This is a genomic window from Caulobacter sp. GW821-FHT09H08 (assembly GCF_059415885.1).
Map to the genome: position 1 here is coordinate 82,290 of NZ_JBWKOC010000001.1, position 24,724 is coordinate 107,013.

General features: G+C 68.3%; 27 protein-coding genes and 1 riboswitch. Of the genes, 8 read left to right on the forward strand and 19 right to left on the reverse strand.

The window, feature by feature from the left end; all coding sequences use genetic code 11:
* Positions 1–7: 7 nt before the first annotated feature.
* The gene (locus AC07NN_RS00440; RefSeq protein ID WP_494637124.1) at positions 8–1,189 is read right to left on the reverse strand and encodes a divergent polysaccharide deacetylase family protein; all 1,182 of its coding nucleotides are present in this window, start codon (positions 1,187–1,189) and stop codon (positions 8–10) included.
* 195 nt (positions 1,190–1,384) lie between these two features.
* A riboswitch (glycine riboswitch) is annotated at positions 1,385–1,474 on the forward strand.
* Positions 1,475–1,854: 380 nt separating this feature from the next.
* Here AC07NN_RS00440 and AC07NN_RS00445 point away from each other — a divergent pair.
* Both AC07NN_RS00445 and AC07NN_RS00450 read left to right on the forward strand, forming a co-directional pair.
* Positions 1,855–4,257: a TonB-dependent receptor gene (locus tag AC07NN_RS00445; protein ID WP_494637126.1), complete on the forward strand. Its 2,403-nt coding sequence runs from the start codon at positions 1,855–1,857 to the stop codon at positions 4,255–4,257.
* 57 nt (positions 4,258–4,314) lie between these two features.
* The gene (locus AC07NN_RS00450; RefSeq protein ID WP_494637127.1) at positions 4,315–5,523 is read left to right on the forward strand and encodes a dipeptidase; all 1,209 of its coding nucleotides are present in this window, start codon (positions 4,315–4,317) and stop codon (positions 5,521–5,523) included.
* 66 nt (positions 5,524–5,589) lie between these two features.
* Here the strand turns inward: AC07NN_RS00450 and AC07NN_RS00455 are convergent, their stop codons facing one another.
* The 11 genes from AC07NN_RS00455 to AC07NN_RS00505 all read right to left on the reverse strand — a co-directional run bounded on the left by AC07NN_RS00455 (position 5,590) and on the right by AC07NN_RS00505 (position 15,214).
* On the reverse strand, positions 5,590–6,987 hold the full coding sequence (locus tag AC07NN_RS00455; RefSeq protein ID WP_494637129.1) for a S41 family peptidase: 1,398 nt from the start codon (positions 6,985–6,987) through the stop codon (positions 5,590–5,592).
* A 113-nt stretch (positions 6,988–7,100) separates the two neighbouring features.
* A complete protein-coding gene (locus AC07NN_RS00460; protein WP_494637131.1) occupies positions 7,101–8,153 on the reverse strand; it encodes a murein hydrolase activator EnvC family protein in 1,053 nt (350 codons plus the stop codon).
* Positions 8,154–8,169: 16 nt separating this feature from the next.
* Entirely contained in the window at positions 8,170–8,634 is a 465-nt protein-coding gene (rlmH, locus tag AC07NN_RS00465; protein WP_494637133.1) for a 23S rRNA (pseudouridine(1915)-N(3))-methyltransferase RlmH, read from the reverse strand.
* Positions 8,635–8,746: 112 nt separating this feature from the next.
* A complete protein-coding gene (gene rsfS / locus AC07NN_RS00470) occupies positions 8,747–9,178 on the reverse strand; it encodes a ribosome silencing factor (protein WP_494638149.1) in 432 nt (143 codons plus the stop codon).
* 134 nt (positions 9,179–9,312) lie between these two features.
* Positions 9,313–9,963: a nicotinate-nucleotide adenylyltransferase gene (locus AC07NN_RS00475; RefSeq protein WP_494637135.1), complete on the reverse strand. Its 651-nt coding sequence runs from the start codon at positions 9,961–9,963 to the stop codon at positions 9,313–9,315.
* Positions 9,929–11,203 carry a glutamate-5-semialdehyde dehydrogenase gene (locus tag AC07NN_RS00480; RefSeq protein ID WP_494637137.1) on the reverse strand — a complete coding sequence of 425 codons (1,275 nt, stop codon included), beginning with the start codon at positions 11,201–11,203 and terminating at the stop codon, positions 9,929–9,931. Before AC07NN_RS00480 ends, AC07NN_RS00475 begins: the two co-directional genes overlap by 35 nt.
* A 119-nt stretch (positions 11,204–11,322) precedes the next feature.
* Positions 11,323–12,858 carry a tryptophan halogenase family protein gene (locus AC07NN_RS00485; protein ID WP_494637139.1) on the reverse strand — a complete coding sequence of 512 codons (1,536 nt, stop codon included), beginning with the start codon at positions 12,856–12,858 and terminating at the stop codon, positions 11,323–11,325.
* Positions 12,859–13,026: 168 nt separating this feature from the next.
* Entirely contained in the window at positions 13,027–13,317 is a 291-nt protein-coding gene (locus AC07NN_RS00490) for a DUF1330 domain-containing protein (protein ID WP_494637141.1), read from the reverse strand.
* A 24-nt stretch (positions 13,318–13,341) separates the two neighbouring features.
* Positions 13,342–14,181 carry an aldo/keto reductase gene (locus AC07NN_RS00495; RefSeq protein WP_494637143.1) on the reverse strand — a complete coding sequence of 280 codons (840 nt, stop codon included), beginning with the start codon at positions 14,179–14,181 and terminating at the stop codon, positions 13,342–13,344.
* 20 nt (positions 14,182–14,201) lie between these two features.
* Positions 14,202–14,858: a Pr6Pr family membrane protein gene (locus AC07NN_RS00500; RefSeq protein WP_494637145.1), complete on the reverse strand. Its 657-nt coding sequence runs from the start codon at positions 14,856–14,858 to the stop codon at positions 14,202–14,204.
* Positions 14,855–15,214, reverse strand: coding sequence for an MmcQ/YjbR family DNA-binding protein (locus AC07NN_RS00505; protein ID WP_494637146.1), 360 nt, complete (start codon positions 15,212–15,214; stop codon positions 14,855–14,857). The genes AC07NN_RS00500 and AC07NN_RS00505 overlap by 4 nt, the downstream gene beginning before the upstream one ends.
* A gap of 34 nt (positions 15,215–15,248) precedes the next feature.
* On the opposite strand from AC07NN_RS00505, the gene AC07NN_RS00510 reads away from it, so the two are divergent.
* Positions 15,249–16,109, forward strand: coding sequence for an NAD-dependent epimerase/dehydratase family protein (locus tag AC07NN_RS00510; RefSeq protein ID WP_494637148.1), 861 nt, complete (start codon positions 15,249–15,251; stop codon positions 16,107–16,109).
* An 85-nt stretch (positions 16,110–16,194) separates the two neighbouring features.
* Here AC07NN_RS00510 and AC07NN_RS00515 read toward each other — a convergent pair whose 3' ends face one another.
* The 5 genes from AC07NN_RS00515 to AC07NN_RS00535 all read right to left on the reverse strand — a co-directional run bounded on the left by AC07NN_RS00515 (position 16,195) and on the right by AC07NN_RS00535 (position 19,503).
* Positions 16,195–16,776 carry a YkgJ family cysteine cluster protein gene (locus AC07NN_RS00515; protein ID WP_494637149.1) on the reverse strand — a complete coding sequence of 194 codons (582 nt, stop codon included), beginning with the start codon at positions 16,774–16,776 and terminating at the stop codon, positions 16,195–16,197.
* Complete coding sequence (locus AC07NN_RS00520) at positions 16,773–17,210, reverse strand: YkgJ family cysteine cluster protein (RefSeq protein ID WP_494637151.1); 438 nt, start codon at positions 17,208–17,210, stop codon at positions 16,773–16,775. Before AC07NN_RS00520 ends, AC07NN_RS00515 begins: the two co-directional genes overlap by 4 nt.
* Before the next feature lie 257 nt (positions 17,211–17,467).
* Positions 17,468–17,821: a VOC family protein gene (locus AC07NN_RS00525; RefSeq protein WP_494637153.1), complete on the reverse strand. Its 354-nt coding sequence runs from the start codon at positions 17,819–17,821 to the stop codon at positions 17,468–17,470.
* Between the two features lie 44 nt (positions 17,822–17,865).
* The gene (locus AC07NN_RS00530) at positions 17,866–18,525 is read right to left on the reverse strand and encodes a class I SAM-dependent methyltransferase (RefSeq protein ID WP_494637155.1); all 660 of its coding nucleotides are present in this window, start codon (positions 18,523–18,525) and stop codon (positions 17,866–17,868) included.
* Positions 18,526–18,549: 24 nt separating this feature from the next.
* Positions 18,550–19,503, reverse strand: coding sequence for a fatty acid desaturase family protein (locus tag AC07NN_RS00535; protein ID WP_494637157.1), 954 nt, complete (start codon positions 19,501–19,503; stop codon positions 18,550–18,552).
* Between the two features lie 37 nt (positions 19,504–19,540).
* Between AC07NN_RS00535 and AC07NN_RS00540 the strand changes: the two genes are divergently transcribed.
* Positions 19,541–19,912 carry a lysozyme inhibitor LprI family protein gene (locus tag AC07NN_RS00540; RefSeq protein WP_494637158.1) on the forward strand — a complete coding sequence of 124 codons (372 nt, stop codon included), beginning with the start codon at positions 19,541–19,543 and terminating at the stop codon, positions 19,910–19,912.
* On the opposite strand, the gene ubiA is transcribed toward AC07NN_RS00540, so the two are convergent.
* Positions 19,909–20,856, reverse strand: coding sequence for a 4-hydroxybenzoate octaprenyltransferase (gene ubiA, locus AC07NN_RS00545; RefSeq protein WP_494637160.1), 948 nt, complete (start codon positions 20,854–20,856; stop codon positions 19,909–19,911). The two genes, AC07NN_RS00540 and ubiA, sit on opposite strands and share 4 nt — an antisense overlap.
* Before the next feature lie 133 nt (positions 20,857–20,989).
* Here ubiA and AC07NN_RS00550 point away from each other — a divergent pair, with 133 nt between their 5' ends.
* Positions 20,990–21,235, forward strand: a complete 246-nt coding sequence (locus AC07NN_RS00550) for a hypothetical protein (protein ID WP_494637162.1) — start codon at positions 20,990–20,992, stop codon at positions 21,233–21,235.
* A gap of 104 nt (positions 21,236–21,339) precedes the next feature.
* Here the strand turns inward: AC07NN_RS00550 and AC07NN_RS00555 are convergent, their stop codons facing one another.
* Entirely contained in the window at positions 21,340–21,966 is a 627-nt protein-coding gene (locus AC07NN_RS00555) for a cysteine hydrolase family protein (RefSeq protein WP_494637163.1), read from the reverse strand.
* Between the two features lie 75 nt (positions 21,967–22,041).
* Here AC07NN_RS00555 and AC07NN_RS00560 point away from each other — a divergent pair, with 75 nt between their 5' ends.
* The 3 genes from AC07NN_RS00560 to AC07NN_RS00570 are packed head-to-tail and all read left to right on the forward strand — an operon-like array spanning position 22,042 to position 24,724.
* Positions 22,042–22,317 (forward strand): DUF454 family protein, encoded by a 276-nt coding sequence (locus AC07NN_RS00560; protein WP_494637164.1) that lies wholly within the window; start codon positions 22,042–22,044, stop codon positions 22,315–22,317.
* A 59-nt stretch (positions 22,318–22,376) separates the two neighbouring features.
* The gene (locus AC07NN_RS00565) at positions 22,377–22,883 is read left to right on the forward strand and encodes a hypothetical protein (protein WP_494637166.1); all 507 of its coding nucleotides are present in this window, start codon (positions 22,377–22,379) and stop codon (positions 22,881–22,883) included.
* Between the two features lie 47 nt (positions 22,884–22,930).
* Entirely contained in the window at positions 22,931–24,724 is a 1,794-nt protein-coding gene (locus AC07NN_RS00570; RefSeq protein ID WP_494637167.1) for an ABC transporter ATP-binding protein, read from the forward strand.

Here is a 24,724-nt window from a genome sequence, read left to right on the forward strand (position 1 = left end):
TATATGCTTATCGGTGGGCGAGGGCCGAGGCGGGCGCCAGCTGCAGGCCGCGCGCCTGCAGGCCAGCGGCCCAGATGCGCACCTGGTTGATCGTCACCGGATAGGCGAAGCCCGAGCCCAGCGACTGGCCACGACCGGCCGCGCCGTTTTCCAGCGCCCGCAGCTGGGTGTCGATGGCGTTGGCCGACAGTTCGTCGTCGATCACCCGGTCGGCCGAGGCGCGCGGGATCGGGCCGGCGCGACGCGAAGCCAGGCCGTCGTCGACGAACGCCAGGCCGCGCGCCTTAAGCACGGCGTTGAAGGTGGTCATCGCCTGGTCGCTCTCGACGAAGCGGGCGCCCAGATAGTTCGACAGGCCGAAATAGCCGGTGGCGCGCGACATCAGCCATTCCAGCTTGCGCACGGTGTCTTCCGGTCGGTTGGCGGCGATCAGGGTGTAGGGGCCGGGGTCGTTGGACGGGTAGTCCGCCGGTTCCATCGGGGTCTCGAGCAGGACCTCGTGGCCGTGGGCGCGGGCCAGGTCGATCCAGCCTTGCAGGCCCTCGGCATAGGGGGCGAACGACAGGGTCACCTCGCCGGGCAGGGTCTCGATGGCCGCGCGGGTGGTCTGGGCGTTGAGGCCCAGGCCGCCGATGACGACAGACACCTTGGGGCGGCCGTTCGGCTTGAAGGGGCGGGCATAGGCTTCGGCGGCGGTGCGGCCATCGGCGCCGATGATCGGCAGCGGACCGCCGCCGGGGCCCGGCGCGGTCAGGCCGGCGATCGGCGCCTGGGCCAGGCCCGGGCCCTGCTGGATCGGCGGCAGGTTCTCGAGGCCCTCTGGTGCGCCCTCGGCGCCGACCTCGGCCTTGTGGGCCGCGAACGGATCGCGCGACAGGCCCAGCTGGCCGGGGACGAGTTCGGCCTCGTGGGCCGGATCGCCGCCCAGGGCTTCGCGCCAGCCGTCGGGGGCGTTCTTGGTCGCGCCGATCTCGGTCAGCGGCAGGCGAATCACCGGCGAGCCGGCGTGCGGGTCGCTGGTCACCAGGACCAGCGTCGCCAGCGAGACCAGGAACAGGCAGGCCGCGCCGCTGGCGCTGATGTAGGGATTGCTGACGGCCGCCATCAGCTTGGCGCGCAGGTCGCCGGACGCGGCCGGAGCAGGCGCGGCGGCGGCATAGGCGGGTTTGCGCGAGAACGAGACGGCCATGACCCTGCCAGGCTAGCGGGGAAGCTTCGAATATATGGTTAACGAGATGTGGCCGGTCGAGGATCGGGCTGCGACGCGGCGACGCGGGCGCCGCTGGAATTGGCGTTTTCTGCAAGCGAGGCAGGCGTTGAAGGCGGAGGGTGTTTCGTGACGGGGCGGACCGGTTGACGGGCGCGGCCCAGGCCCTTTTCTGGAAAGCCTCTCGCGGGAGAGATCGGGCCCCGGCCCGGCGCTGAAGGCGAAACCGCCCCGGAAACGCTCAAGCAGAAGGACCGCGTGAGACGCTAAACGCTGGAAAGCAGGGCATGCGCCCTCGCCGAAGGAGCAAGGCGACCGCCCGTCCGCCAGAGACGGGGCGCTGAATCTCTCAGGCCCAAGGACAGCGGGGGTGCGAAGGCGAGCCGTCCTGGCCCGCCCAGACCCACGCGTGCGCCCATGCCGATCTAACGGATCCCATATGTCGATAAGGTCAAATACAATGAACGCGATCGTCATATATGACTTTCGTGGCATACCCATTGAGTGTTGAGGTTAGTACATTTTCAATGTTCACAAATGAAGCACGATTGGTCAGTGTTTTCACTTTGTGAATATATTCTTATATCCAGAATGTTTTCGGATTTACCGATGATGACGGGTTGATGACGCTGCCCTGGTCAAAATGATTGGGGATAGTCATGACCACTCGCAGACCTGCACACGCCGCCGTTCGCCTTAGGGCGCTGCTTCTCGCCGCCTCCGTTCTGGGAAGCGCGACGCCGGTTCTGGCTCAGGAAGCCGAAAAGGCCGCCGAACTGGACACGGTCGTTGTGACGGGCAAGCGCCTGTCGGAAGCCAGCGTCGCCATCGGCACCGACCATGCCACGGCGACCGTCTCCATCACCCGCGAGGCGCTGCTGTCGGCGCCGGCGGGGATCACCGGCCTGAAGATGCTGGAGAGCCTGCCGGGCTTCAACGTCCAGGCCAACGACGCCCTGGGCATGTACGAGTTCGGCAACTCGGTCTCGGTGCGGGCCTTCAACTTCCAGCAGATCGGCTTCCTGCTGGACGGCATCCCGATGGGGCGCAGCGACCAGTTCGGCGGCAGCCCGATCTATCGCTATGTCGACAACGAGAACCTGCTGCGGGTGACCGCCTCGGCCGGGGCCGGCGACGTGGCCCTGCCCAGCTACGCCTCGCTTGGTCCTATCGTCGACTACTTCACCCAGGCTCCGTCCAAGGAGGCCGGCGGCGCGATCAGCCAGACCTTCGGCAGCGACCAACTGCGCCGCACGTTCCTGCGCCTGGAGATGGGGCAGGTCGGGCCGCTGACGGGGTATGTCAGCGGGTCGTGGATCAAGGGCGACCTGTGGCGCGGCCCGGGTACGATCGATCGCAAGCACTACGAGGGCAAGCTGAAGTACGACCTGCCCAACGGCGGCGACATCAGCTTCCAGACCGTCCACAACGACTATTTCGACTATGACAGTCCGTCGATCACCCTGGCGCAGTACGCCGGAACGGCGGGCGACGTGTTCGGCCGCAAGGGGCGCTATTTCGCCTATCTGGGCGTGGTGCCGACCTCGGTTCCGTTCGGCACGGCGCTGTCGATCCCGACCGGCAGCCTGCCCGAGGCCGTGGCCGGGGTGCCGTACTCGAACGCCAACTACGCCCAGTACTACAAGTTCGCGGTCAACAAGCGGAAGGACCACCTCTACGGCCTGACGCTGAACACGCCGATCACCGACGACCTCGATCTGACCACGACGGCCTATTACGAGGACAAGGGCGGCTACGGCGTCTCGCCCGAGGCGTATGCGACCTCGCTGGCCAGCTACAACGCCGAGCGTCTGATCGTACCGGGCCTGTTCGCGCCCAGGGGCATCCAGTACGGCCTGTCGGGCATCGACGGCATCCGGCAGGGCGTCACGGCCAAGGTCGCTTGGCATGTCGGCTTCAACAAGATCGAGGCCGGCCTCTGGCTGGAGAACGACGACTATCACCGCACTCAGAACCGCTACAACGTCGAGAACGGCAATCCCGACGGCAAGCCGCTGTTCAACGAGCGCGTCCACGCCCAGCGGGACTACAAGTCGCTGCGCGAGACCCAGCAGTTCTTCGTCAAGGACACCCTGACTCTGCTGGAGGCCAAGCTGAAGCTGGAGTTGGGCTTCAAGGCCACCGACATCGACTACAAGATCGCCGGCTATCGCAACCCCAACGACTACATCAACAGGCGCCACCCGATCCTGAAGGCCAACTGGAAGGACAGCTTCCTGCCGCAAGTTGGCGCGGTCTACAGCGTGACCGGCCGCGACCAGGTGTTCGCGTCGTACTCGGAAAACATGGCCCTGCCGCGCGGCGCGGACGACATCTTCTCGGCGGCCAGCCCGACGGTCACGGCGCCCGAGCCCGAAACCTCGACCAACTGGGAACTGGGCTATCGCGCCAACCACAAGACGTTCAACGCCTCGGTCGTGGCGTACCAGACCGAGTTCAAGAACCGGCTCCAGGCCTTCGCGGCCCTGGTGCCCGGCGGCGGCGGCATTACCGAGACCTTCTACCAGAACGTCGGGGCGGTGAAGGCCAAGGGCGTCGAGTTCAGCGGCCAGTGGAAGCCGGAGATCTTCGCCGGCAAAGCCTATTTCAACGCCAACGTCTCGTACAACAGCGCCAAGTTCCAGGATGACGTCCTGAACTACCGCGCCAGCACCACGGCCGCCCCGATCACCCTGGCGGTCGCCGGCAAGAAGGTGCCGGATTTCCCCGACTGGGTGTTCCAGGGCGGCGTGACGCTGGAACCGTTCGACGGCCTTCTGATGAACGTCTCGGCCCGCCACCTGGAGAGCCGCTTCACCAACTTCGTCAACAGCGAGAAGGTAGGCGGCTACACCATCGTCAATGCCTATATCGACATCGGCGACGGCTTCTCGGCCGGGCCGCTCAGCCAGATCAAGGCGCGGGTCAACGTCGATAACCTGTTCGACAAGGACTATCTGGGCACGATCAGCACCACGGTGAACACGGCGGCCAGCTTCCGCCCGGCGCCGCCGCGCACGATCCAGTTCACGATCTCCGCCGACTTCTAGTCCCCGCTGTCCGGTCGGCCGCTGCAACGGCCGGCCGGGCCCTTTGCGAGCGTACCCATGACCCGTCTTCTCCTCGCCACGACTGCCGCCCTGGCCCTGGTCGCCGGCGCCGCTCACGCGGCGGATCCCGCCGCCGCCCGCAAGCTGCACGAGGGCCTGCTGACCCTCGACACCCACCTGGACACGCCCGCCAATTTCGGCCGGCCGGGCTGGGACATCCTGGACCGCCATTCGGCCGACAAGGACGGCTCGCAGATCGACTATCCGCGCATGGTCGAGGGCGGCCTGGATGGCGGCTTCTTCGCCATCTTCACGACGCAGGGGCCCCGGACGCCCGAGGCGACGCGGGCGGCGCGCGACGCGGCGCTGATAAGGGGTGTCGAGATCCACGAGATGGTCGCCAGGCATGGCGACAAGTTCGCCCTGGCGCTGAAGGCCGACGACGCCGAACGGATCGTCGCCCAAGGCAAGCGCGTGGTCTTCATGAGCGTCGAGAACAGCTATCCGATGGATGGCGACGTCAGCCTGCTCTCGACCTTCTACGCGCTGGGCGTGCGGATCTCGGGCCTGGCCCACTTCAAGAACAACGACATGGCCGACAGCTCGACCGACACGCCCGAGTGGCATGGCCTGTCGCCGCTGGGGAAACAGTTTGTCGCCGAGGCCAACCGGCTGGGCGTGGTGCTGGACGGCTCACACTCGTCCGACGACGTGCTGGATCAGTTGATCGCGCTCTCCAAGACGCCGGTGATCCTGACTCACTCGGGCTGCAAGGCGGTGTTCGCCCATCCGCGCAATGTCGACGACGCCCGCATCAAGGCCCTGGCGGCGAGCGGCGGCGTTATCCAGGTCGATGCCTATTCCAGCTATCTGATCGAGACGCCCAAGAACGGCGAGCGCGACGCGGCGGTGGCCGCGCTGCGGGCCAAGGCCGGGGCGCGCGCCAAGATGAGCGAGGCCGAGCGCGCCGGCTTCATGACCGAGATGAAGGCGATCGACGCCAAGTACCCGGTCCCTAAGGCCACCTTCGAGGACTTCATGAACCACCTGAACCACGCCCTGAAGGTGGCCGGGGTCGATCACGTCGGGATCGGCATCGACTTCGACGGCGGCGGGGGGGTGATCGGCCTGAACGACGCCTCGGACTACTGGAAGATCAGCGAACGCTTGCTGGCCGAGGGCTACACCCGCGAGGATCTGGCGAAGATCTGGGGCGGCAACGTGCTGCGCCTGCTGCGCGCGGCGGAGGCGGCCAAGGCCGTTTAGGGGCAAACGAAAAGCGCCGCCCCGGTCTCCCGAGGCGGCGCTGATCTTGTCGAAGGCGTGGAAGCCTTACTTGTTCTCGCTGACCGGCGCCTTGCCGCCGCCCGCCGCCGCGGCGGCCTTGGCGGTCACCTCGGCGACCTTGGCCGCCGGCTTGGGCAGCTTGGGCGTATTGGCGACGCCGCCGGCCTTCAGCACGGCGATGGCGCGCTGCAGCTGGAAGTCGTCCTTCTTGTCGTCGAAGCCCGTCGGCGGCGCTTCGGCCGGCGTGTGGGCGCCGATGCGGGCCTTGCCCTCGTCGGCGTTCAGGGCGTTCTTGAAGCTGGCTTCGCTGAACCAGACGCGGTTGGCGATGTCCTGGGCCTGGTCGCGGGTCTGGGCGACCTCGAGGTCCGGGGCGATGCCGGTCTTCTGGATCGAGCGGCCCGACGGCGTGAAGTACTTGGCCGTGGTCAGCTTCAGGGCGCCGTCGGCCCCGCCGCGCAGCGGGATCACGGTCTGCACCGAGCCCTTGCCGAAGCTGGTCAGGCCGACCAGCTCGGCGCGGTGGCGATCCTGCAGGGCGCCGGCGACGATTTCAGCGGCCGAGGCCGAGCCCTGGTTGACCAGCACCACCATCGGCAGGCCGTTCAGCAGGTCGCCGCTGCGGGCGTTGTAGCGCTGGATGTTGCGCGGATCGCGGCCGCGCTGGCTGACCACCTCGCCGCCGTCCAGGAACACGTCGGCGACGCCGACGGCTTGGTCCAGCAGGCCGCCCGGATTGTTCCGGAGGTCGAAGATCAGGCCCTTCATGTGCGGGTTCTTGGTCTTCAGGTCGTTGATCGAGCTGACGACCGCGTCGGTGGCCTTCTCGTTGAAGCCGGGCAGGCGGATGTAGCCGTAGTCGCCTTCCATGCGGGCGATGGCGGCCTTCGGCTTGATCACTTCGCGGATCAGCTTCACGTCGAACGGATCGGTCTTGTCGCGGGCGATGGTCAGGGTGACCGCCTCGCCCGGCTGGCCGCGCATCTGCTTGACCGCTTCGGTGACCGTCAGGCCCAGCACGCTCTGGCCGTTGACCGAGGTGATGTAGTCGCCCGCCTGGACGCCGGCGCGCGCGGCCGGGGTGCCGTCCATCGGCGAGATGACCTTCACGACGCCTTCTTCGCTGGTGACTTCGAGGCCGAGGCCGCCGTACTCACCGCGCGTGGTGTCCTGCATGTCTTCGTAGCTGTCGGGCGACAGGTAGCCCGAGTGCGGGTCCAGGCTGGTCAGCATGCCGTCCAGGGCCGCTTCGATCAGCTTCTTGTCGTCGACCTCGGTGACGTACTGGTCCTCGACCGTGCCCAGCACGTCGCCGAAGAGCTCCAGCATCTTGTAGGTCTTGGTCTTGGGGGCGTTGTTCGCCTGGGCGATGGGACTGACATAGGCCATGGCGCCAGCGCCAAGGACGAAGGCGGAAACGCCGATGAGCAGGTACTTGCGCATTAGGCCCAGAAGGCTCCCTGGCGACGCGCGGCGTCGCGAACTGATTTTAGCCCCGTCCAACCACTATCAGCAGCCGGCGGTATAATTGCGGCCACCATTACTGAAAAAGCCGTCTACCGCGACTCCTGTTTGAGCCAGCGTTCCGGGTCCGCCGGTTCGCCGTTCTCACGGACCTCCAGATAGAGTTCCGGCTCGGAAGATACATGATCCGGCATCTTCCCGATGGGGGCGCCTGCCGCGACAGATTGTCCGGGTGACGCCGTTATCTGGTCCAGGCCCGCCAGGACCAGGTGATAGGCCCCTTGCGAGCGCAGGATCAGCACCGCGCCCCAACCGTTCAGCGCGCCGGCGTACTCGACGGTTCCGGCGGCCGGGGCGGTGATCGTCTGGCCCTTCTCGGTGCGCAGGGTCATGCCCGGCGACTTGCCGCCGGCCGGCATCTCCTGGCCGAAGCGGCGGACGACGGCGCCGGCGGGGGGGCGCAGGACCAGCGGGCCCGTGGCCTCGACGCGGCCGAGGCCGTCTGTCAGGGCGCCGAGGGTCTTGCGCTCGTTCTCCTGGGCCAGGGCTTCCTGGGCGTAGGCGCGCTCCAGCTGGGTCTTCTCGATGATCAGCCGCTCGATCTCGCCCTTGCGGTCGGCGACGGCGCTTTCGGCGGTGAAGAGCTCGGCCGAGGCGGCGGCGGCCTCGCGGCGCAGGGTTCCGATCGCCGTGGCCTGACGACCATAGACGTCGGCGCGGTGCTGCAGGTCGGGCGTCATGGCCTGGATCAGGATGGCGGCCCGCACCGCGTCGCGGGCGTTGCCCGGCGAGACCAGCAGGGCCGGCGGCGGATCGCGGCGGAACAGCTGCAACGCCGACAGCAGCAGCGACAGCCGCTGCCGGTTACGGCCGAGATCGGCCAGGATGGCGTTCTCGCGGGCGTTCAGGGCCTCCAGCCGCGCGCGCTTGGCGTCGACATCGACCCCGGCGGCGATGCGGGCGTGGTCCAGGCGGTCCAGCTCGCCGCGCAGGTCCTCGATCTCGCGGCGGGTGTCGGCGGCCTGCTGGCGGTCCTTGGCGCGCTGGGCTTCCACCGCGCGGTCGGCGCGCTGCCAGCCAACCACGGCCGTGGGGACGGCGAGGGTCAGGATCACGAGGCCGATGACGAGTCGCGAGCGGAGCATCGCGGAGTCTCTTGCCTCAATCGCGGTGATAGGGCGAGCCCGACAGGATGGTGGCGGCGCGATAGATCTGCTCGGCCAGCATCGCCCGGGCCAGGGCGTGCGGCCAGGTCTGCGGGCCGAAGGCCATGGTTTCGTTGGCCGTGGCGAGGATCGAGGGATCGAGGCCATCGGCGCCGCCGATCAGGAACACCACCCGGCGCGTCCCATCGTCGCGCAGGCGACCCAGGTGCTCGGCGAAGGCGCGGCTGGGCCGGACCTTGCCGTGCTCGTCGCAGGCGATGACGTGGGCGCCCTCCAGGTGTGGACGCAGCACCTCGGCCTCGGCGGCCTTGCCCGGCTTGCGGGCCTCGACCTCGAGGATATCGACCGGTCCCAGCGCCAGGGCGCGGCCGGAGGCGGTGGCGCGGGACGCATAGTCCAAGGCCAGCTGCGCCTCGACCATGCGGCCGAGCTTTCCGACGGTGAGGATGGTGATCTTCATGGGGAGGGTGCGTTGAAACCCTCGCCCTTCGACAGGCTCAGGGTGAGGGTTTCAAGAGCATGCACGTAGACCTCACCCTGAGCTTGTCGAAGGGCGAGGTCGCTAGACGCCGTCAGTTCGCCGCCGTGCGGTGCGGGGCGTCGACCGCCCAGATCTTCTCGATGTTGTAGAAGGTGCGCACTTCTGGACGGAACAGATGGACGACGACGTCACCGGCGTCGATCAGCACCCAGTCGCAATGCGGCAGGCCTTCGACCCGCGCCTTGCCGTAACCGTTTTCCTTCAGGGCGCGCAGGATGTGATCGGCCAGAGCGCCGACGTGACGGTGCGAACGGCCCGACGCCACGATCAGGCTGTCAGCGACCGAGCTCTTGTCCGTCAGGTCGATGTGGACGATGTCCTGCGCCTTGTCGTCGTCGAGGCGGGTCAGGATCAGGCGCTCCAGCGCCTTGATGTCCAGGGGCAGACTCAGGCCCGGGGATTCGTTCGAGGACTCGGCGCCGGCCGAGCCTTCGTGCGCATTGAGCGCGGGGTCGCTACGCAGCGTATTGCTCCTTATGGGGTCGCTGTGGATATCTCCCATAGCATGGAATTGGGCGAAACGTGAGGGGGCGCGTTCCGCGCGTCGATTCGCCCGGTCGATAGAGGCGTTCGCGCAACGCTTCTAAAGCCTGGCTTTCAGCCCTTTTGGCGCGATCGCATCGCGGTCGAGGACGCAAAATTCAGCGGGCCGGTGAGGTAGACCCAGGCCGGCGACTTGGCGTCCGGCAGCTTGGCGGCGGCGCTGGCGGGCCAGCGGGCGAAGGCGAAACGGCGGGCGGCGGGCGAGGTGCGAGCCTTCAGCGCGATCCAGGGACGGGAGATCACCGCCACTGGAACCTCGCGCATGATCTGGGTCCAGCCGCGCCAGCGGTGGAAGGTGGCGAGGCTGTCGGCGCCCATCACCCAGACGAACTTCACGCCCGGATAGCGAGCCCGCAGCACGCGCAAGGTGTCGATCGTGTACTGCGAGCCCAGCCGCGTCTCGGCGTCGGAGACGATCATGCCCGAGCCGCGCGCCCAACGCTTGGCCTCGGCCACGCGCTCGGCCAAGGGCCGCGTCTCGTGCGACGACTTCAGCGGATTCTGCGGCGACACCAGCCAGATGACGCGGTCCAGCTCCAGCTTGCGCATGGCCGTTTCGGCCACGTGGGCATGGCCCTCGTGCGCCGGGTTGAAGCTGCCGCCGAACAGGCCGACGCGCATCCCGGGCTCCAGGTGGAACCCGAGGCGCTGGGCGTTGGGCCGGCCGGCCTCAGGGACGAGTCTGGCCGGTCCCGCGAACCACATACTTGAACGTCGTCAGTTGCTCGGCCCCGACCGGGCCGCGGGCATGAAGCTTGTCGGTGGCGATTCCGATCTCGGCCCCGAAGCCGAACTCGCCGCCGTCGGCGAACTGGGTCGAGGCGTTGACCAGCACGATGGCGCTGTCGACCGCCGCCACGAAGGCGTCGGCGGCGCCGGCGTCCTCGGTGACGATCGCGTCGGTGTGTCCCGAGCCGTAGGCGGCGATGTGCCGGGCCGCGCCCTCGACGCCGTCGACCACGGCCACGGCCAGGATCGGGGCGAGATACTCGGTGGTCCAGTCTTCGGTCGTCGCCTTCTTCATCGTCGGCTCGATGGCGCGGGCCGCGGCGTCGCCGCGCAGCTCGCAGCCGGCCTTGATCAGGGCGTCGGCGATCGAGGGCAGCAGCTTTTCGGCGGCGGCCTTGTCGACCAGCAGAGTCTCGGCCGCGCCGCAGACCGACACCCGGCGCAGCTTGGCGTTGACGACGATGTCGACGGCCTTCTTCGCGTCCGCGCCCGCATGGACGAAGACGTGGTTGAGGCCTTCCAGGTGGCCCAGCACCGGGGCGCGGGCCTCGGCCTGGACGCGGGCGACCAGGCTCTTGCCGCCGCGCGGGATGATCAGGTCGATCGACTTGTCGAGGCCCGACAGGATCGCGCCGACGGCGGCGCGGTCAGAGGTCTTCACCGCCTGGACGGCGGCGGCGGGAAGGCCGGCGGCCTTCAGGCCGCGCTCAATGGCCGCGTGGATGGCGAGGTTGGAGTGGATGCACTCCGACCCGCCGCGCAGGATCACCGCATTGCCCGAGCGCACGGACAGCGCGGCCGCGTCGGCGGTCACGTTGGGGCGGCTCTCGTAGATCATGGCGATCACGCCGATGGGCGTGCGCACGCGGCTGATGTCCAGGCCGTTGGGCCGGGTCCAGCGCGAGGTGGCGACGCCGATGGGGTCGGGAATGGCCGCGACGGCCTCGACGCCGGCGGCGACGCCTTCCAGGCGCGCCTCGTCCAGCAGCAGGCGCTCCTGCATCGGCGCGGTCAGGCCGTTGGCGCTGGCGCGGGCCAGGTCCTTGGCGTTGGCGGCCAGGATCGCGGCGGCGTCCTCGCGGATCGCGGCGGCCATGGCCTGGATGGCGGCGGTGCGCTGCTCTGGCGTGGCAAGGCGAAGCGCACGCGCGCCCTCGCGAGCCGTCCGGCCCATCCCCGCCATCGTCGCCTGGAGGCTCGCGCCCACGTCGTCCATTGTCCCGGTCCTAATCCTCGTGGCCCTGGTAAGTTATGCTCAGGTTGAGGCTTACCTAGGCGCTTTCAGGGCAGGATGAAACCGGCTTCGTCTGAAAACGGATCGAGTTTCGCTGGCGCCTAGACGGGAACCCCGTGCTTGGCGGCGAAGCGCTCGAGCGCCTGTCCGTGGCTCGGCATCCGCTCCACCGCCTGCCGGCAGGTCCCGCGCAGCTGCTGGAGCTGGGTCATCAGCGAGCGCTCGTCCATCAGGTCGGCGAGGGGGTCGTAGCCCTCGGGCTCCGCGCTCTGGCCCAGCATGACCGCCAGCCAGTTCGACTCCTGGAAGATCGACGGGTTGGGGAAGATCGTCATGCCCCGGGTGCGGAACAGCTCCATCTTGTGGCGTAGGGAATCCGGGACCTCCATGTGGCGCATCCGGTCCCACAGCGGCTCACCGACGCGCCGGTTGGCGTGGTAGTGGAAGATCAGGAAGTCCCGGATCTGCTCCATCTCCTGGGTCATCATGTCATTGTAGAGTTCGGCCACGGCCGGGTCGTTCCTGGCGCGCGGGAAGCTGCCGGCCAGCTTGATCAGGCCGTGCTGGATCAGGTGGATCGAGGTCGACTCCAGGGGCTCCATGAAGCCGCTGGACAGGCCGATGGCCGCGCAGTTGCGGAAGCGCGACTTGCGTCGGCGGCCGGTCGTGAACCGCAGGAAGCGCGGGTCGGCCAGCGCCTTGTTGTCGGGATGCTCGGCGGCCAGGCTCTTGAGCAGCGTGTCGGCGGCCTCGTCGTCGCCGATGTGGTCGCTGACATAGACGTAGCCGTTGCCGGTGCGGTGCTGCAGCGGGATCCGCCAGCGCCAGCCGGCCTTGTCGGCGATGGCGCGCGTATAGGGCGTGGGGTCCTCGTAGCGCGCCGAGGGTACGGCGACGGCGCGGTCGGCGGGCAGGAAGGACGACCAGTCGTCGTAGCCGACACCCAGCGCCTTGCCGATCACCAGGCCCCGGAACCCCGAGCAGTCGATGAAGAAGTCGCCCGCCAGCGACTGGCCGTCGTCCAGGGCCAGCGAGGCGACGGTTCCGTCGAGCGGGTCCAGGTCGACACCGCGGATGGTGCGTTCGACGCGTTGCACGCCGCGCCCCTCGGCGACCTGCCGCAACAGCGCCGCATAGAGCGCCGCGTCGAAGTGATAGGCGTGGGCCAGGGTCGAGCGCGGGTCGCGCGGATCCTCGACCCGCCAGTCGAACTTGCCGGCCTTGGCCGCCATGGCGCTCATCGAGAATTCGGAGAGGTCGGCCTCGTAGCCCAGCTTGCGCGCCCGCAGCCAGTAGCCGTGGAACGACACCCCGCCCATCGGCGCGCCGAAGTCGCCGAACGGATGCATGTAGCGCTCGCCCGGATCGCCCCAGCCGACGAACTCGATCCCCAGCTTGAACGAGCCCTCCGTGGCCGACAGCATCCGGCCTTCGTCGACGCCGACGATCCGGTTGAAGAAGGTGATGGGCGGGATCGTCGCCTCGCCGACCCCGACCGTGCCGATCTCGGCCGACTCGACGACGGTGATCCGCATCTGCTGCGGCGTGAAGATCTTGGAAAAGAAGGCGGCGGACATCCACCCGGCCGTGCCGCCCCCGACGATCACGAGGTGCGAGATCTTCCCAGGATTTTCCATGCCGTGTTCGTCGCCGTGCGCAGGAGGCTCCAGCCGGCCCCCCGCCGGTGGAGTGCGGGATCGATGAGATCCCGCGGACGTCGAACGAAACATTCCCCGCGACGGGCGTCCAGTCGGGTTTCCAGCCTCGGCGGACGTAGAGGTCTCGACCGCGCGGGCGTCGCGAGCCTAGGCGGGGCCGTCGACCAGGATGAGTTTGCTCGTGGTTGTCCGATGCCGGATGGCGAACAGCGCCTGGGCGTCAGGGTCGTCCAGGAACGCCTTGGCCGCTTCCCGAGAGGGGAACTCCAGGACGACGACTCGCTCGGGCGACCAGTCCCCCTCCATGACCGTGGGTTGGGCGCCTTGAACGATGTAGCGACCGCCGTGTTTCTCGATGAAGGCGGGGATCGCCTCGATGTAGGGACGAAAGCCCGCGAAGTCGTGGATCGCGAAATCCAGCACCAGATAGGCGGTCATTCGTCCCTCCCGAGCTTTTGACCGCTATTCAGCGTCCCAGGCATAGGCCTTGTCCAGCCAGTCGCCCAGCCGCCCATCGGGGCGCGCCAGGCCGTGGATGCTGGCCATCTCGGCTTCGGTCAGGCTGAAGTCGAGGATGTCGAAGTTCTCCTCGATACGCTTGGGATTGCTGGTGCGCGGGATGGCGATGACGCCCTGCTGGACCAGCCAGCGCAGGGTGACCTGGCCCGGCGTCTTGCCGTGGGCGCGGCCGATCTCGACCAGCACCGGATCGTCGGCGACCTTGCCCTGGGCCAAGGGCGACCAGGCGGTGATCGAGGTTCCGAGCGCGTCGGCCTTGGCCTTCAGGGTCTTGAGCGACAGGTAGGGGTGGTACTCGACCTGGTCGGTGGCGATCGGGGCTTCGGAGAGCTTGGAGGCTTCCTCCAGCAGGGTCGAGGGGAAGTTCGACAGGCCGATGGCACGGGTCCAGCCGCGCGAACGCACCTCGTTCAAGGCCTTCAGGGTCTCGGCCAGCGGCACGTCGGGCTTGGGCCAGTGCAGCAGCAGCAGGTCGACATGATCGACGCCCAGGCGCTCCAGGCTCTTCTCCGCCGAGCGCTGCAAATCACCGTCGTGGAACTTGTCGATCCAGACCTTGGTGGTCAGGAAGATCTCGTCGCGCTTGACCCCGCTGTTCTTGATGCCTGCGCCGACGTCGCGCTCGTTGCCGTAGATCTGGGCGGTGTCGATGTGGCGGTAGCCGACCTCCAGGGCCTTCTCCACCAGCGGCACGGCCGTGCCGTTCTCCAGCTGCCAGGTGCCAAAGCCCAGGGCGGGCATCAGGACGTCGCCCGAGCGGACGGTGGGGACGAGCTTGGACATCGAGAACTCCGAGAAAGGCGTCAGGCCGATATAGGCGCGGGTTTCCCGAGCGCCACCTTGGCTCGAACGCGCGAGAGGGCGATGAAGACCAAGGCGACGGCGGCGAAGGCCAGGCTCATCTCGACCATGGTCAGCACCACGGCCGGATAGCCGCGCTTGGCGACGTTCATGAACGGATATGGGTAGAAGCCCGACAGCGCCCCGTGGACCAGGGTCCAGGCGCCGAACAGGGCCGGGAAGGCCATGGCCTTGGCCGCCGCGATCCACCGCGCCTCGCCCTGGCCGCCGCGCAAGGCGAGGTCGAGCAGGAAGGCGGCCGGCGTCACCGTGTGCAGCAGGGTGTCGGCGAAGAGGCGCAGGCCCTGCGGATGCCACTGCCAAGCCAGCATGGTGTGATAGACCGCGGCGGTGATGGTCAGGTACGTCGCGATCGAAGCGCGCGGCCCGCTCTGTTCGGCCCAGACGGCGAAGCGGCTGCTCGGCGCGACCAGGGGCGCCGTCAGGGCGGCGGCCGCCAGCATGTTCGACAGGATCGTGAAGTAGCTGAAGAACTCGACCGACTTCACGGCGGCCGAGACCAGGGTCTCGTCGTAGACCATCAGGCCGTACTGCAGGGCCGGACCCAGGCAAGCGACGGCGGCGATCAGGATGCGCCAGATGGCGAGCGGGCCTTTCAAGGCAGGGTCTCCAGCGGATGGGCCTCGTCCCAGGCCTTGAGCACCTTCTTCGGCGCGGTGGCCCGCCACTGGCGCAGGATCATGCGCTCGACCGTGCCCGGATGGGCCCCACCCAGGCGGATCAGGACGTAGCGGTAGTTCCTGAAGTGGTCGGTGAAGTGGAAGGTCTCCGGCTCGGCCTCGATCAGCATGTCGCGCTCGTCGAACGGCACGGCGGGGCAGACCAGGCTTTCGCCATCCTCGAACAGGCGGGTCAGGAACTTGCCGTGCGCCTTCAGGCAGGGCCGGCCATAGGCGGTTCCGTCCTCGACGCAGGGCAATTTGAACGCGAATGCTCTGACGTCATCGTAGGTCATGGCCGCCCTTTCGGAGCGCGACTATATGAGGGGAATGGACGCTGAGAACACCCTGAAGACGCCGGTCCTGGTGCTGGGGGCCACGAGCCTGATCGGCGGCCACCTGCTGGCGCGGCTGAAGGCCGAGGACCTGGAGCCGGTCGCCGTCAGCCGCCGGCCGCCGACCGACGATGCCTGCTGGCTGGACGGCGACTTGAAGGACCCGCACCTGGCCGATCACCTGCCGGCCGTGGCCACGGTGTTCTCTCTGTCGCCGATCTGGTTGCTGCCGGCCGCCCTGCCGGGGCTGAAGGCGCGGGGCATGCGGCGGCTGATCGCCTTCTCCTCGACCAGCCGCTTCACCAAGGTCGACTCCCCGGACGAGGGCGAGCGGGCCGTGGCGCTGGAGCTGGCCGGGGCCGAGGCGGCGGTCGAGACATGGTGCGCCGAGCACGGCGTCGCCTGGACCATCCTGCGGCCGACTTTGATCTATGACGAAGGCCGCGACGAGAACGTCAGCCGCATCGCGCGGCTGGTGAAACGCTTCCACGTCATGCCGCTGTCGGGCGCGGGCGAGGGCCTTCGTCAGCCGGTGCATGCCGAGGACCTTGCGGTCGGTGCGCTGGCGGCGGCCCATGCGGCGGTGACCAAGGACAAGGCCTATAATCTAGTGGGCGGGGAGACCGTGACCTATCGGACGATGGTCGACCGGGTGTTCGAGGGGCTGGGCAAGCGGCCTCTGACATTGGCGATGCCGGAGTGGCTGTTCGGGCTGCTGATGCGCCTGGCCAAGCCGTTCTATCCCGGCGCGACCGTGGCCATGGGCACGCGGATGGGGCGGGACCTGACGTTCGATTCAGCCGAGGCGGTCCGGGACTTCGCGTGGGCGCCGCGGTCGTTCCATCCCAAGTTCTAGTCCCTCTCCCCTTGCGGGAGGGGGGCACACGAAGTGGGTCGGGTGAGGGGTCTCGCTCCGCTATCCGGACAGGCCTTTCGACCCCTCATCCGTCAGCGTCGCTGACACCTTCTCCCGCAAGGGGAGAAGGAAACTCCTCCGCGTCCGCCAGCACCATCGCGAACGGCGTCAGCGCGCCGTCCTGTTCGACATAGCCGCTGACCAGCTTGCGATCGGGCGAGAGGACGCCCAGGTCGATCTCCTCGGTCGGGAACACCACGATGCGGCGGTCGCCGACGCAGACCACCAGCTCGTAACCTTCCAGGGCCCGGCGGGACATCGACTTGATGTAGGAATAGTACGGCTCGCGCTTCCAGGCGGCGGGCTTGCCGGGGTCGACGACCACGTTCAGGCGCTTGCCGTCGCGGTCGGGGTACATGACGAAGCCGGACTTGTCGGGGCGCCACTCGGCGCCGAGCTTCTCCGAAGTCAGCCACAGGCACAGGAACGCCCGGCAAGCGGTGGGGCGCAGCTCGTAATTGCCGCAGCCGCCGCCCTTCTTGAAGTGACCGCACCAGACGCCGTCCTTCTTCTCCAGGGCCTCGATCGCCAGCACCTTGCAGCACAGGCCGCACGAACCGCAGCTCTTGCCGGCGGCGGGCGCGGGGAGGGTCAGAGTGTCGGTCATGCCGTGAAGCTCCGCACAACGCCCAGATCGACATCGCGGTCGGGGCGGATTTCGAAGCCGCGCTGGCCGACCAGCACGTTCAAGGTCAGGCCGTCGGCGGCGCCGCGCTGGGCCCAGGCGCGCAAGGTGGCGTGGTAGGGGGCCTTGCGCCAGGCCTCGGGGCTGGCGGGGTCGACCTCGACCACCATGCGGCGGCCCTGGTCCTCGCGATGCAGGATGAACCGCGCCCGGTCAGGCCGCCATTCCTCGCCCAGACCCTCGCTCTTGAGCCAGTAGCAGGCGAAGTCGGCGCAGGCGGTGGGGCGGTCGACATAGATCGCGCAGCCCGCGCCCTTGCGGAAATGGCCGCACCAGGCGTGGGGCGGCTTGGCCAGCGCCTCCACGCCCATCAGCTTGCAGCACATGCCGCAACCGCCGCAGCTCTTGTTGCTCATCTCGCCCCTGCCCCGTCGGGCTTAATCGTCAGGAGGCGGACATTAGCCAGGGTGTGTGACGGTTTGATGGGGAAGGGAGACCAACCTGCCACCCCCAAATCTCCCATCATTCCCGCCCTCGTGGCGGGAACCCCTCTATCCGCCGCAGGTGCGTGAGAGGCGGATCGCCAGCGATCCGCTTGCATCTCACGTGTCAGCTGAACCAGGGGTTCCCGCCACAAGGGCGGGAATGACGGTGGGTATTTTGGGCTTGAGGGCTACTCGACCCCCGTCGCACTCCACACGCCCAGCTCGTTGCCAGACGGATCGGTGAAGTGGAACCGCCGCCCGCCCGGGAACTCGAAGATCGGGGCGGTGACCACGCCACCGGCCTTCACGACCTTGTCCAGCATGGCCTCGAGATCATGTGCGTAGAGCACCACCAGCGGCCGGTCGGTCGCGCCTTCCTGCGGCTTGGTGAACCCGCCGTCCGTCCCCTGGCCTTCGAAGGCCACATAGTCGGGACCGTAGTCGACGAAGCTCCAGCCGAAGGCGGCCGAATAGAAGCTCTTGGTGGCCGGGAGGTCGCCGCCGGGCCACTCGATATAGTCGATCTTGCCGTCTTCCCGCATGGCGGTCTCCTCGAGTTTTGTTCTTGAAATGTTCTATTTCGCGGTCACGGCAGAGTCCAGACGCTCGTGCGCTTCACGGCGAAATCCTCGAGCTCGCGTGTGGTCTCGACCTGGTACTCGGCCAGTTTCAGCAGGTCATCCTTGCGGAAGTAGGTCCGGCCCGGATCGCCGATCAGCACCGCCGCCCCGGCCGCTCGCCCTTGGCGCAGCCAGTCCATCACCGCCTCGGCCATGGGCTTCTCGTAGCAGATGTCGCCGGCCAGCAGGACGTCGGCTTCCGGCGGCGGGGCGTCGAGCAGATTGACGTCGGTGAAGGCGACCTCGACGCCGTTGGCCTCGGCGTTCAGGCCGACGGCCGCCTCACAGAAGACGTCGATGTCGGCCGCCAGCACACTGGTCGCGCCGGCCTTCATCGCCGCGATGGCGACGATGCCCGAGCCGGTGGCGAAGTCGATCACGCGCTTGCCGGCGACGATCTCGGGATGGTCGAGGATGTAGCGCGCCAGGGCCTGGCCGCCCGCCCAGGCGAAGGCCCAGAAGGGCGGCGGCAGGCCGATCTCCTGCAGGGCTTCCTCGGTCAGTCTCCAGATCGGGGTGATCTCGTCGGCCAGATGCAGCGACACCTCCGGCGCGTGCGGCGTCGGCTGGAAGCGGGTGTTGTCGCGGATGAAGGCGCGGCGGCCTTCCAGGGTCTGGACGATCATGCCGGCCTTAGAGCACGGGCAGGGTTAGGCGGCGACCGCCGGTTTGCTCGAAGCCGCCTTCAGCACGTCGATATAGCCCGGCGCGGTCAGCATGCCGCCGGTCAGGCCCTTCTTCTCCAGCACCCGGTGAGCCATCGGCAGGTTCCAGCACGGGGTGTGCATGAACATGTGATGCTCGGAGTGGAAGTTCACATAGTAGGGCGCGATCAGGGCGCGCTCGAGCCAGTTGGCGTGGGTCGTGCGAGCGTGGCGGAACGGGTCGGGCTCGTCCTTGGCCACCAGGGCGTGCTCGGCGATGTTGCGCAGGCGAGTGACCAGCGGGAACCAGGTCGCCATCGGCAGGATCCACAGCGCCAGCCAGGCCCACCAGAGGCCCATCGCCGACAGCACGACCAGGATGCCGAGGTTCCACAGCAGGAACGGCTTCTGCCGCGCCACTTCGCCGGCGAAGATCGCGCCCTTGGGCTGGTCGCCGCCGGCCTTCATCTTTCCGAACAGCGGGCCGAAGCGCTGCTTGAAAAAGGTCTGGCCCGTCAGGTCGCGGATGATCTTTCGCTGCAGCGAGGCGCGCGTGGTCGGGAACGGCGCGGACAGGATCAGGTCCGGATCCTCGGCCTGTTGGGCGTATTTGTGGTGGGTCAGGTGATAGGGGCGATAGCTGGCGAGGGACGCGCCGGTGGGGGCGGCGCACAGCCTCTCGCCCAGCCAGTCGTTGACCTTGAGGTTCGGATGCAGTCCGCCGTGCGCGGCCTCGTGCATCAGGATCGCCAGGCCCAGCTGCCGCGCGCCGATCAGCATCACGGCCAGCACGTAGGTCAGCGGATTGGGAAAGAAGACGAACAGCGCCCCGGCGGCGACGATCACGCCCCAGGCGTGGGCCACCATCCAGATGCCGCGCCAGGACGAGCGCGCGGAGATGCGCGTCCATTCGTCGGGCGTGAACAGGTCCTGCGGTTTGACGCGGGGGGCTACGGCCATGGAACGATCATGTCACATTCAGCTTAGGGCTCACAGCATGACCCGACGTCACACTCCGGAGCCCAAGATGCGCCGCCTGCTTTCTGCCGTTGTCCTCGCTTCCGCCTTCGCCATGCCGGCAGCCGCCGCCAGCTTCGACTGCGCCAAGGCCCGCAAGGCCGACGAGAAGGCCATCTGCGCCAATCGCGACCTCAACGACCAGGACGTGCGGGTGGACCAGCTCTACGCCATCACCCGCCACCTCGTGCCGATGGGCGGGCGTGGGGCGATCATGGACGACCAGCGGGCCTGGCTGGCGGCGCGCGGGCGCTGCGGGGCGAACCGGGCATGCCTGGTCCGCAGCTACGACCAGCGGCTGCGCGAGCTGAACAAGGTCATGGACCGTGTGTACAGCCAGGGGCCGTTCTAGAAGCTCACACCCGGCTTCCACAGTCCCGCTACCAGGGCCACGAACACGATCAGCCCCGCGATGGCGTTGGACTTGAAGAGCTTCAGCGCCGCCGGGCCGTCGTCGACCCGCACAGCCGCCGCCTGACGCGACAGGTGCAGGGCGAACAGCGCCGCCAGCGGCAGGAACAGCGGTCCGATGTCCCCGGCCCAGCCGGCCAGCACCATCAGGACGAAGCTCGTCAGATAGAACCCCGCCACGCCGATCTGGACGTGCTGGCCGAGGCGCCGGGTCGAGGACTTGATGCCCGCCAGGGCGTCGTCCTCGATGTCCTGGATCGCGTAGATCGTGTCGTAGCCCAGGGTCCAGAAGATCCCCGAGCCGTAGAGCAGGGCGGCCGACCACGACAGGTGGTGGGTGGCGGCGGCGTAGCCCAGCAGGGCGCCCCAGTTGAAGGTCAGGCCGAGCCACGCCTGCGGCCACCAGGTAATCCGCTTCATGAACGGATAGCCCGCCACCAGGCCCAGCGACAGCACGCCCAGCCCGATCGCCACCCAGCCTAGGCACAGCAGGATCAACAGGCTGACCAGGCTGCAGCCGATCAGGAACATCCAGGCCTGCTTGACGGTGATCAGCCCGGCCGGGATCGGACGCATCGCCGTGCGGGCCACCTGGGCGTCGAAGTCGCGGTCGACGATGTCGTTGAAGGCGCAGCCGGCGGCGCGCATCAGGGCCGCGCCGACGAACACGGCCAGCAGCAGCAGCGGATTGGGCCAGCGGCCCTGCTCGGCCGACGCCAGGGCGATTCCCTGCCAGCCGGGCAGCATCAGCAGCCAGATCCCCGCCGGCCGATCGAACCGGCCCAGCTTCAGCCAGGGCCGCAGGCGCTCGGGCGCATGGCGGTCGACCCAGTTGGTCGCGACGGCGTCGGGCAGGATGCCAGAAGGGTTTCGAGTGGCGGTCATGCGGCGAGGCTTAACCCGCGAGCTCGAACGCGTCCCATAGGGAAGATCGATCTTCTCGCGAAAAACGATCAATTGGATTTATCCGGTCGGCGCGGCGAAGGTCCCTTGCAACACGCAGCCAGGAGACGCCGCCATGACCACCACCGCCATTCGCCTGTCGGGCTGGAGTCTGCTGCTGGCCGGCGTCGGGGCGGGGATCGTCCTGCCGCATCCGGTGACCACGGCGTTCTGGACGGCCGCCGCCAAGCTGTTCGCCTATGTCGGCGATCACGGGATGGTCGCTCGGCTGACCGCCGCGACCAAGTTCGGGCCTAGGGTCAGGCGCGGCCTGGACCGTCGTCCGACGCGCCGCATCGGCGGGGTGGCGGAGGCGTTCTGAGCGACGAAACTCGCCCTTCGACAGGCTCAGGGTGAGGTTTCTACTGCGGTCGTCTCTGATCCTCACCCTGAGCTTGTCGACGGGCGGGGATCACGCAAGGTCGGTCAATTCAGCGAGCTAAGCGCCTCGACCACCTCCGCGCTACTCACGATCGCATGGGCATAGGTCGGGCCGTTGATGTCGTGCGCCGCGTGCAGCGCCTCGTCGCTGAAGGCCGCCGTAGCGTCGCGGACCAGGGTCACGTGATAGCCCAGCTCCGAGGCCGAGCGGCCGGTGCCCTCGACGCAGGTGTTGGCCGCGAGGCCGATCAGGATCACGTGGGTGGTCTTGCGCTGCTTCAGGTGCATGTCGAGATCGGTGCCGGAAAAGCCACTGGACCAGTGCTCGGTCACGATTACGTCGCCGGGCTCCGGCGCGAAGTCGGGATGCCATTCGCCGCCCCAGCCGTCCTTCTCGAAGACCAGGCCCCGGGCGCTGGCCTGGATGTAGGGGCTGGGATGGTCCCAATGGTCGAGATCGCCGGGCGCATAGCGGTGGTGCGGGACGATGAACACCGCGACCCCGGCCGCGCGGGCGGCGGCGATCACCGCCTTCATGTGGTCGTGCAGGCCTTCCGCGCCTTTCGTGCCGGCCACCCGCCGCCACAGCTTGCCCTCGTCGGCCAGGAAGTCGTTGTAGGGATCGATCAGCAAAAGGGCCGTGCGGCCTTTCGGAAAGGCAAGGTCGCTCATACGTGCCTCCTGCGGGGTTTGAACGATCCTCCGCTCGCGCTAGCGTCGAGTCTTGAACCTGCATGATCCCGCCGCATGACCGTTGAACCCGCCCGCAAGAAGCGCCGCGACCTGACCCGGGCCGAGCGCTGGATGCTGGACGGCATCGGCGGCGCATTGCTGGCTACCGGGGCGGTGGGCATCGTCACGCCGGGCCTGCCGACGACGGTGTTCTGGATCGGCGCGGTGCTGTGCTTCCTGAAGACCCGCCCCCACACCGTACGGCCCATGCTGCGCGTGCCGGTGGTCGGGCCGGCGATCGTCTGGTTCCTGCGCTGGCGGCCTTTCGGTGGACGGAAGCGTCGGAAGTAGGTCTTGCACCTCGAGGTTGATCTTGGTGAAGTCGGGACGATTTCGCGAGGGAGGCGGCCATGCGGCGATGGATGTGGGGCGCGATGGTCGTGGCGATATTGGGCGCCGTCTCGGCGGCCCAGGCGCGGCAGGCCTCGGCCGAGGCGGGATCGTTCCGGATCGTCCAGGTCGCCACCGGCGACGTCGAGAAATTCCTGGCCGATTGGGCCAAGCCCGCCGAAACGGCGCGACTGGAGACCCGGTCCAGCGCGCGGCGTGGCGAAACCCTCGACACGTTCATCGTCTTCGCGGGATGCAGGGCCGATGTGGCCGGCAACTGCCAGGTGACGGCGGACTTCCAGATCCTCAAGCCGGACGGCGGCGTCTATGCCGAACCCAAGGATGTCCCGATCTATCGCGGCAAGCCGGCCCCGCCGGCCAACACCTTTTTCCTGTCGGATGCGAGCGTGGGTCTAGGTTTTGAGCCTCGGGACCCGCTAGGCGGCTACACGGTCAAGGCCGCGGTGACGGACCACGTCGCCGGGGTCACGGTTCGCACACAGCAGGTGTTGACCGCCACGGATTGAGCATGACGCCGTGACGGAGGGGTCAGAAATCCCTATCTAGCCCCACTATGACCGACGCCCTCGAGGACGAAGACGAAATCGGCGCCCGCAAGCGCGCGCTGTCGAACCGCCAGGTGCTGGGCTTTGTCGCTCGGTTCTGGAAGCGGCGGCCGGTGCTGTTCGGCTTCGGGGTCGGCCTGACGCTGGTGGCGGTCGCCTTCGACCTGGCCCTGCCCTACGCCTCGGGACACCTGGTGGACACCGTCGCCACCAAGCCGCGCGGCGACGCCGGGGCGTGGTCGGCGCTGGCCATGTTCATCGGCGTCTATTTCGCCTTCGCGGTGGTGCGCAACATCGCCCACCGGTTCTGGATCCCGCTGGCGGCCCGGAACATGGAGGAGATGACCAACGAGAGCTTCGCCAAGGTGCAAGCCTTCTCGTCGGACTGGCACGCCGACAGCTTCGCCGGCGCGACGGTGCGCAAGCTGACCCGGGCCATGTGGGGCTATGACAGCGTCACCGACGCGGTGACCATCTGGCTGGGACCGGGGGTCATCGTGCTGGTCGGCCTGTCGATCGCCATGCTGATCCGCCAGCCGCTGGCCGGCGGCATCTCGCTCGTCGTGGTCGTCGCCTATCTGGGCGTGAACCTGTGGATCACCGAGCGTTATGTGCGGCCCAGCAACCTGAAGTCCAACGCCCTGGACTCCAAGATCGGCGGGGCCCTGGCCGACGCCGTGACCTCGAACCCGACCGTGAAGAGCTTCGGCGCCGAGACCCGCGAGGCCGAGCGTCTGGCGCAGGTGACGGCGCAATGGCGCGACGCGGTGATGGTCACCTGGAGCCGCTTCACCGACGTCTGGCTGGGCCAGAACCTGCTGCTGGTCGTGCTGCAGGCGGGCCTGACCGGGGCCATGGTCTGGGGTTGGACGCAGGGCACGGCCACGGCCGGCGACGTCGCCTTCGCCATCACCGCCTTCATGCTGATGAGCGGCTACCTGCGGAACCTGGGCGAGAACATCCGCATGCTGCAGAAGGGCCTGGACGACGCCGAGGACGTCGCCGCCTGGACGCGCCTGACGCCGCAGATCGCCGACGACCCCAACGCCCCGGACTTCAAGCCCGGCCCCGGCGCGATCGCGTTCGACGACGTGACCTTCCGCTACAAGGCCGCGGGCGCGCCGCTGTACGACCACTTCAGCCTGAAGATCGCTCCGGGCGAGCGGGTGGCCCTGGTCGGGCCGACGGGCTCGGGCAAGTCGACCTTCGTCAAGCTGGTCCAGCGCCTGCACGACCTGCAGGACGGCGCCGTGCTGATCGACGGCCAGGACGTGTCGAAGGTGAAGCAGGCCTCCCTGCGCCGCGCCATCGCGGTGGTGCCGCAGGACCCGGCTCTGTTCCACCGGACGCTGTTTGAGAACATCGCCTACGGCAAGCCGGACGCCACCCGCGAGGAGGTCGAGGACGCCGCCATCAAGGCCCGCGCCCACGAGTTCATCCTGCGCCTGCCCAAGGGCTACGATACCCTGGTCGGCGAGCGGGGCGTCAAGCTGTCGGGCGGCGAGCGCCAGCGCGTGGCCATCGCCCGCGCCTTCCTGGCCGACGCGCCGATCCTCGTCCTGGACGAGGCGACCTCGTCGCTGGATGTCGAGACCGAAGGCCACGTCCAGGCCGCCGCCGAGGCGCTGATGGAGGGCCGGACCACGATCGTCATCGCCCACCGCCTGTCGACCGTGCGCGGCGCCGACCGCATCCTGGTGTTCCAGGGCGGGCGGGTGGTCGAGGAAGGCCGCCATGCCGAACTGACGGCCAGGGGCGGGGTCTATGCGCGGCTGAATGCGATCAGCGAGGGCGTGATCTAG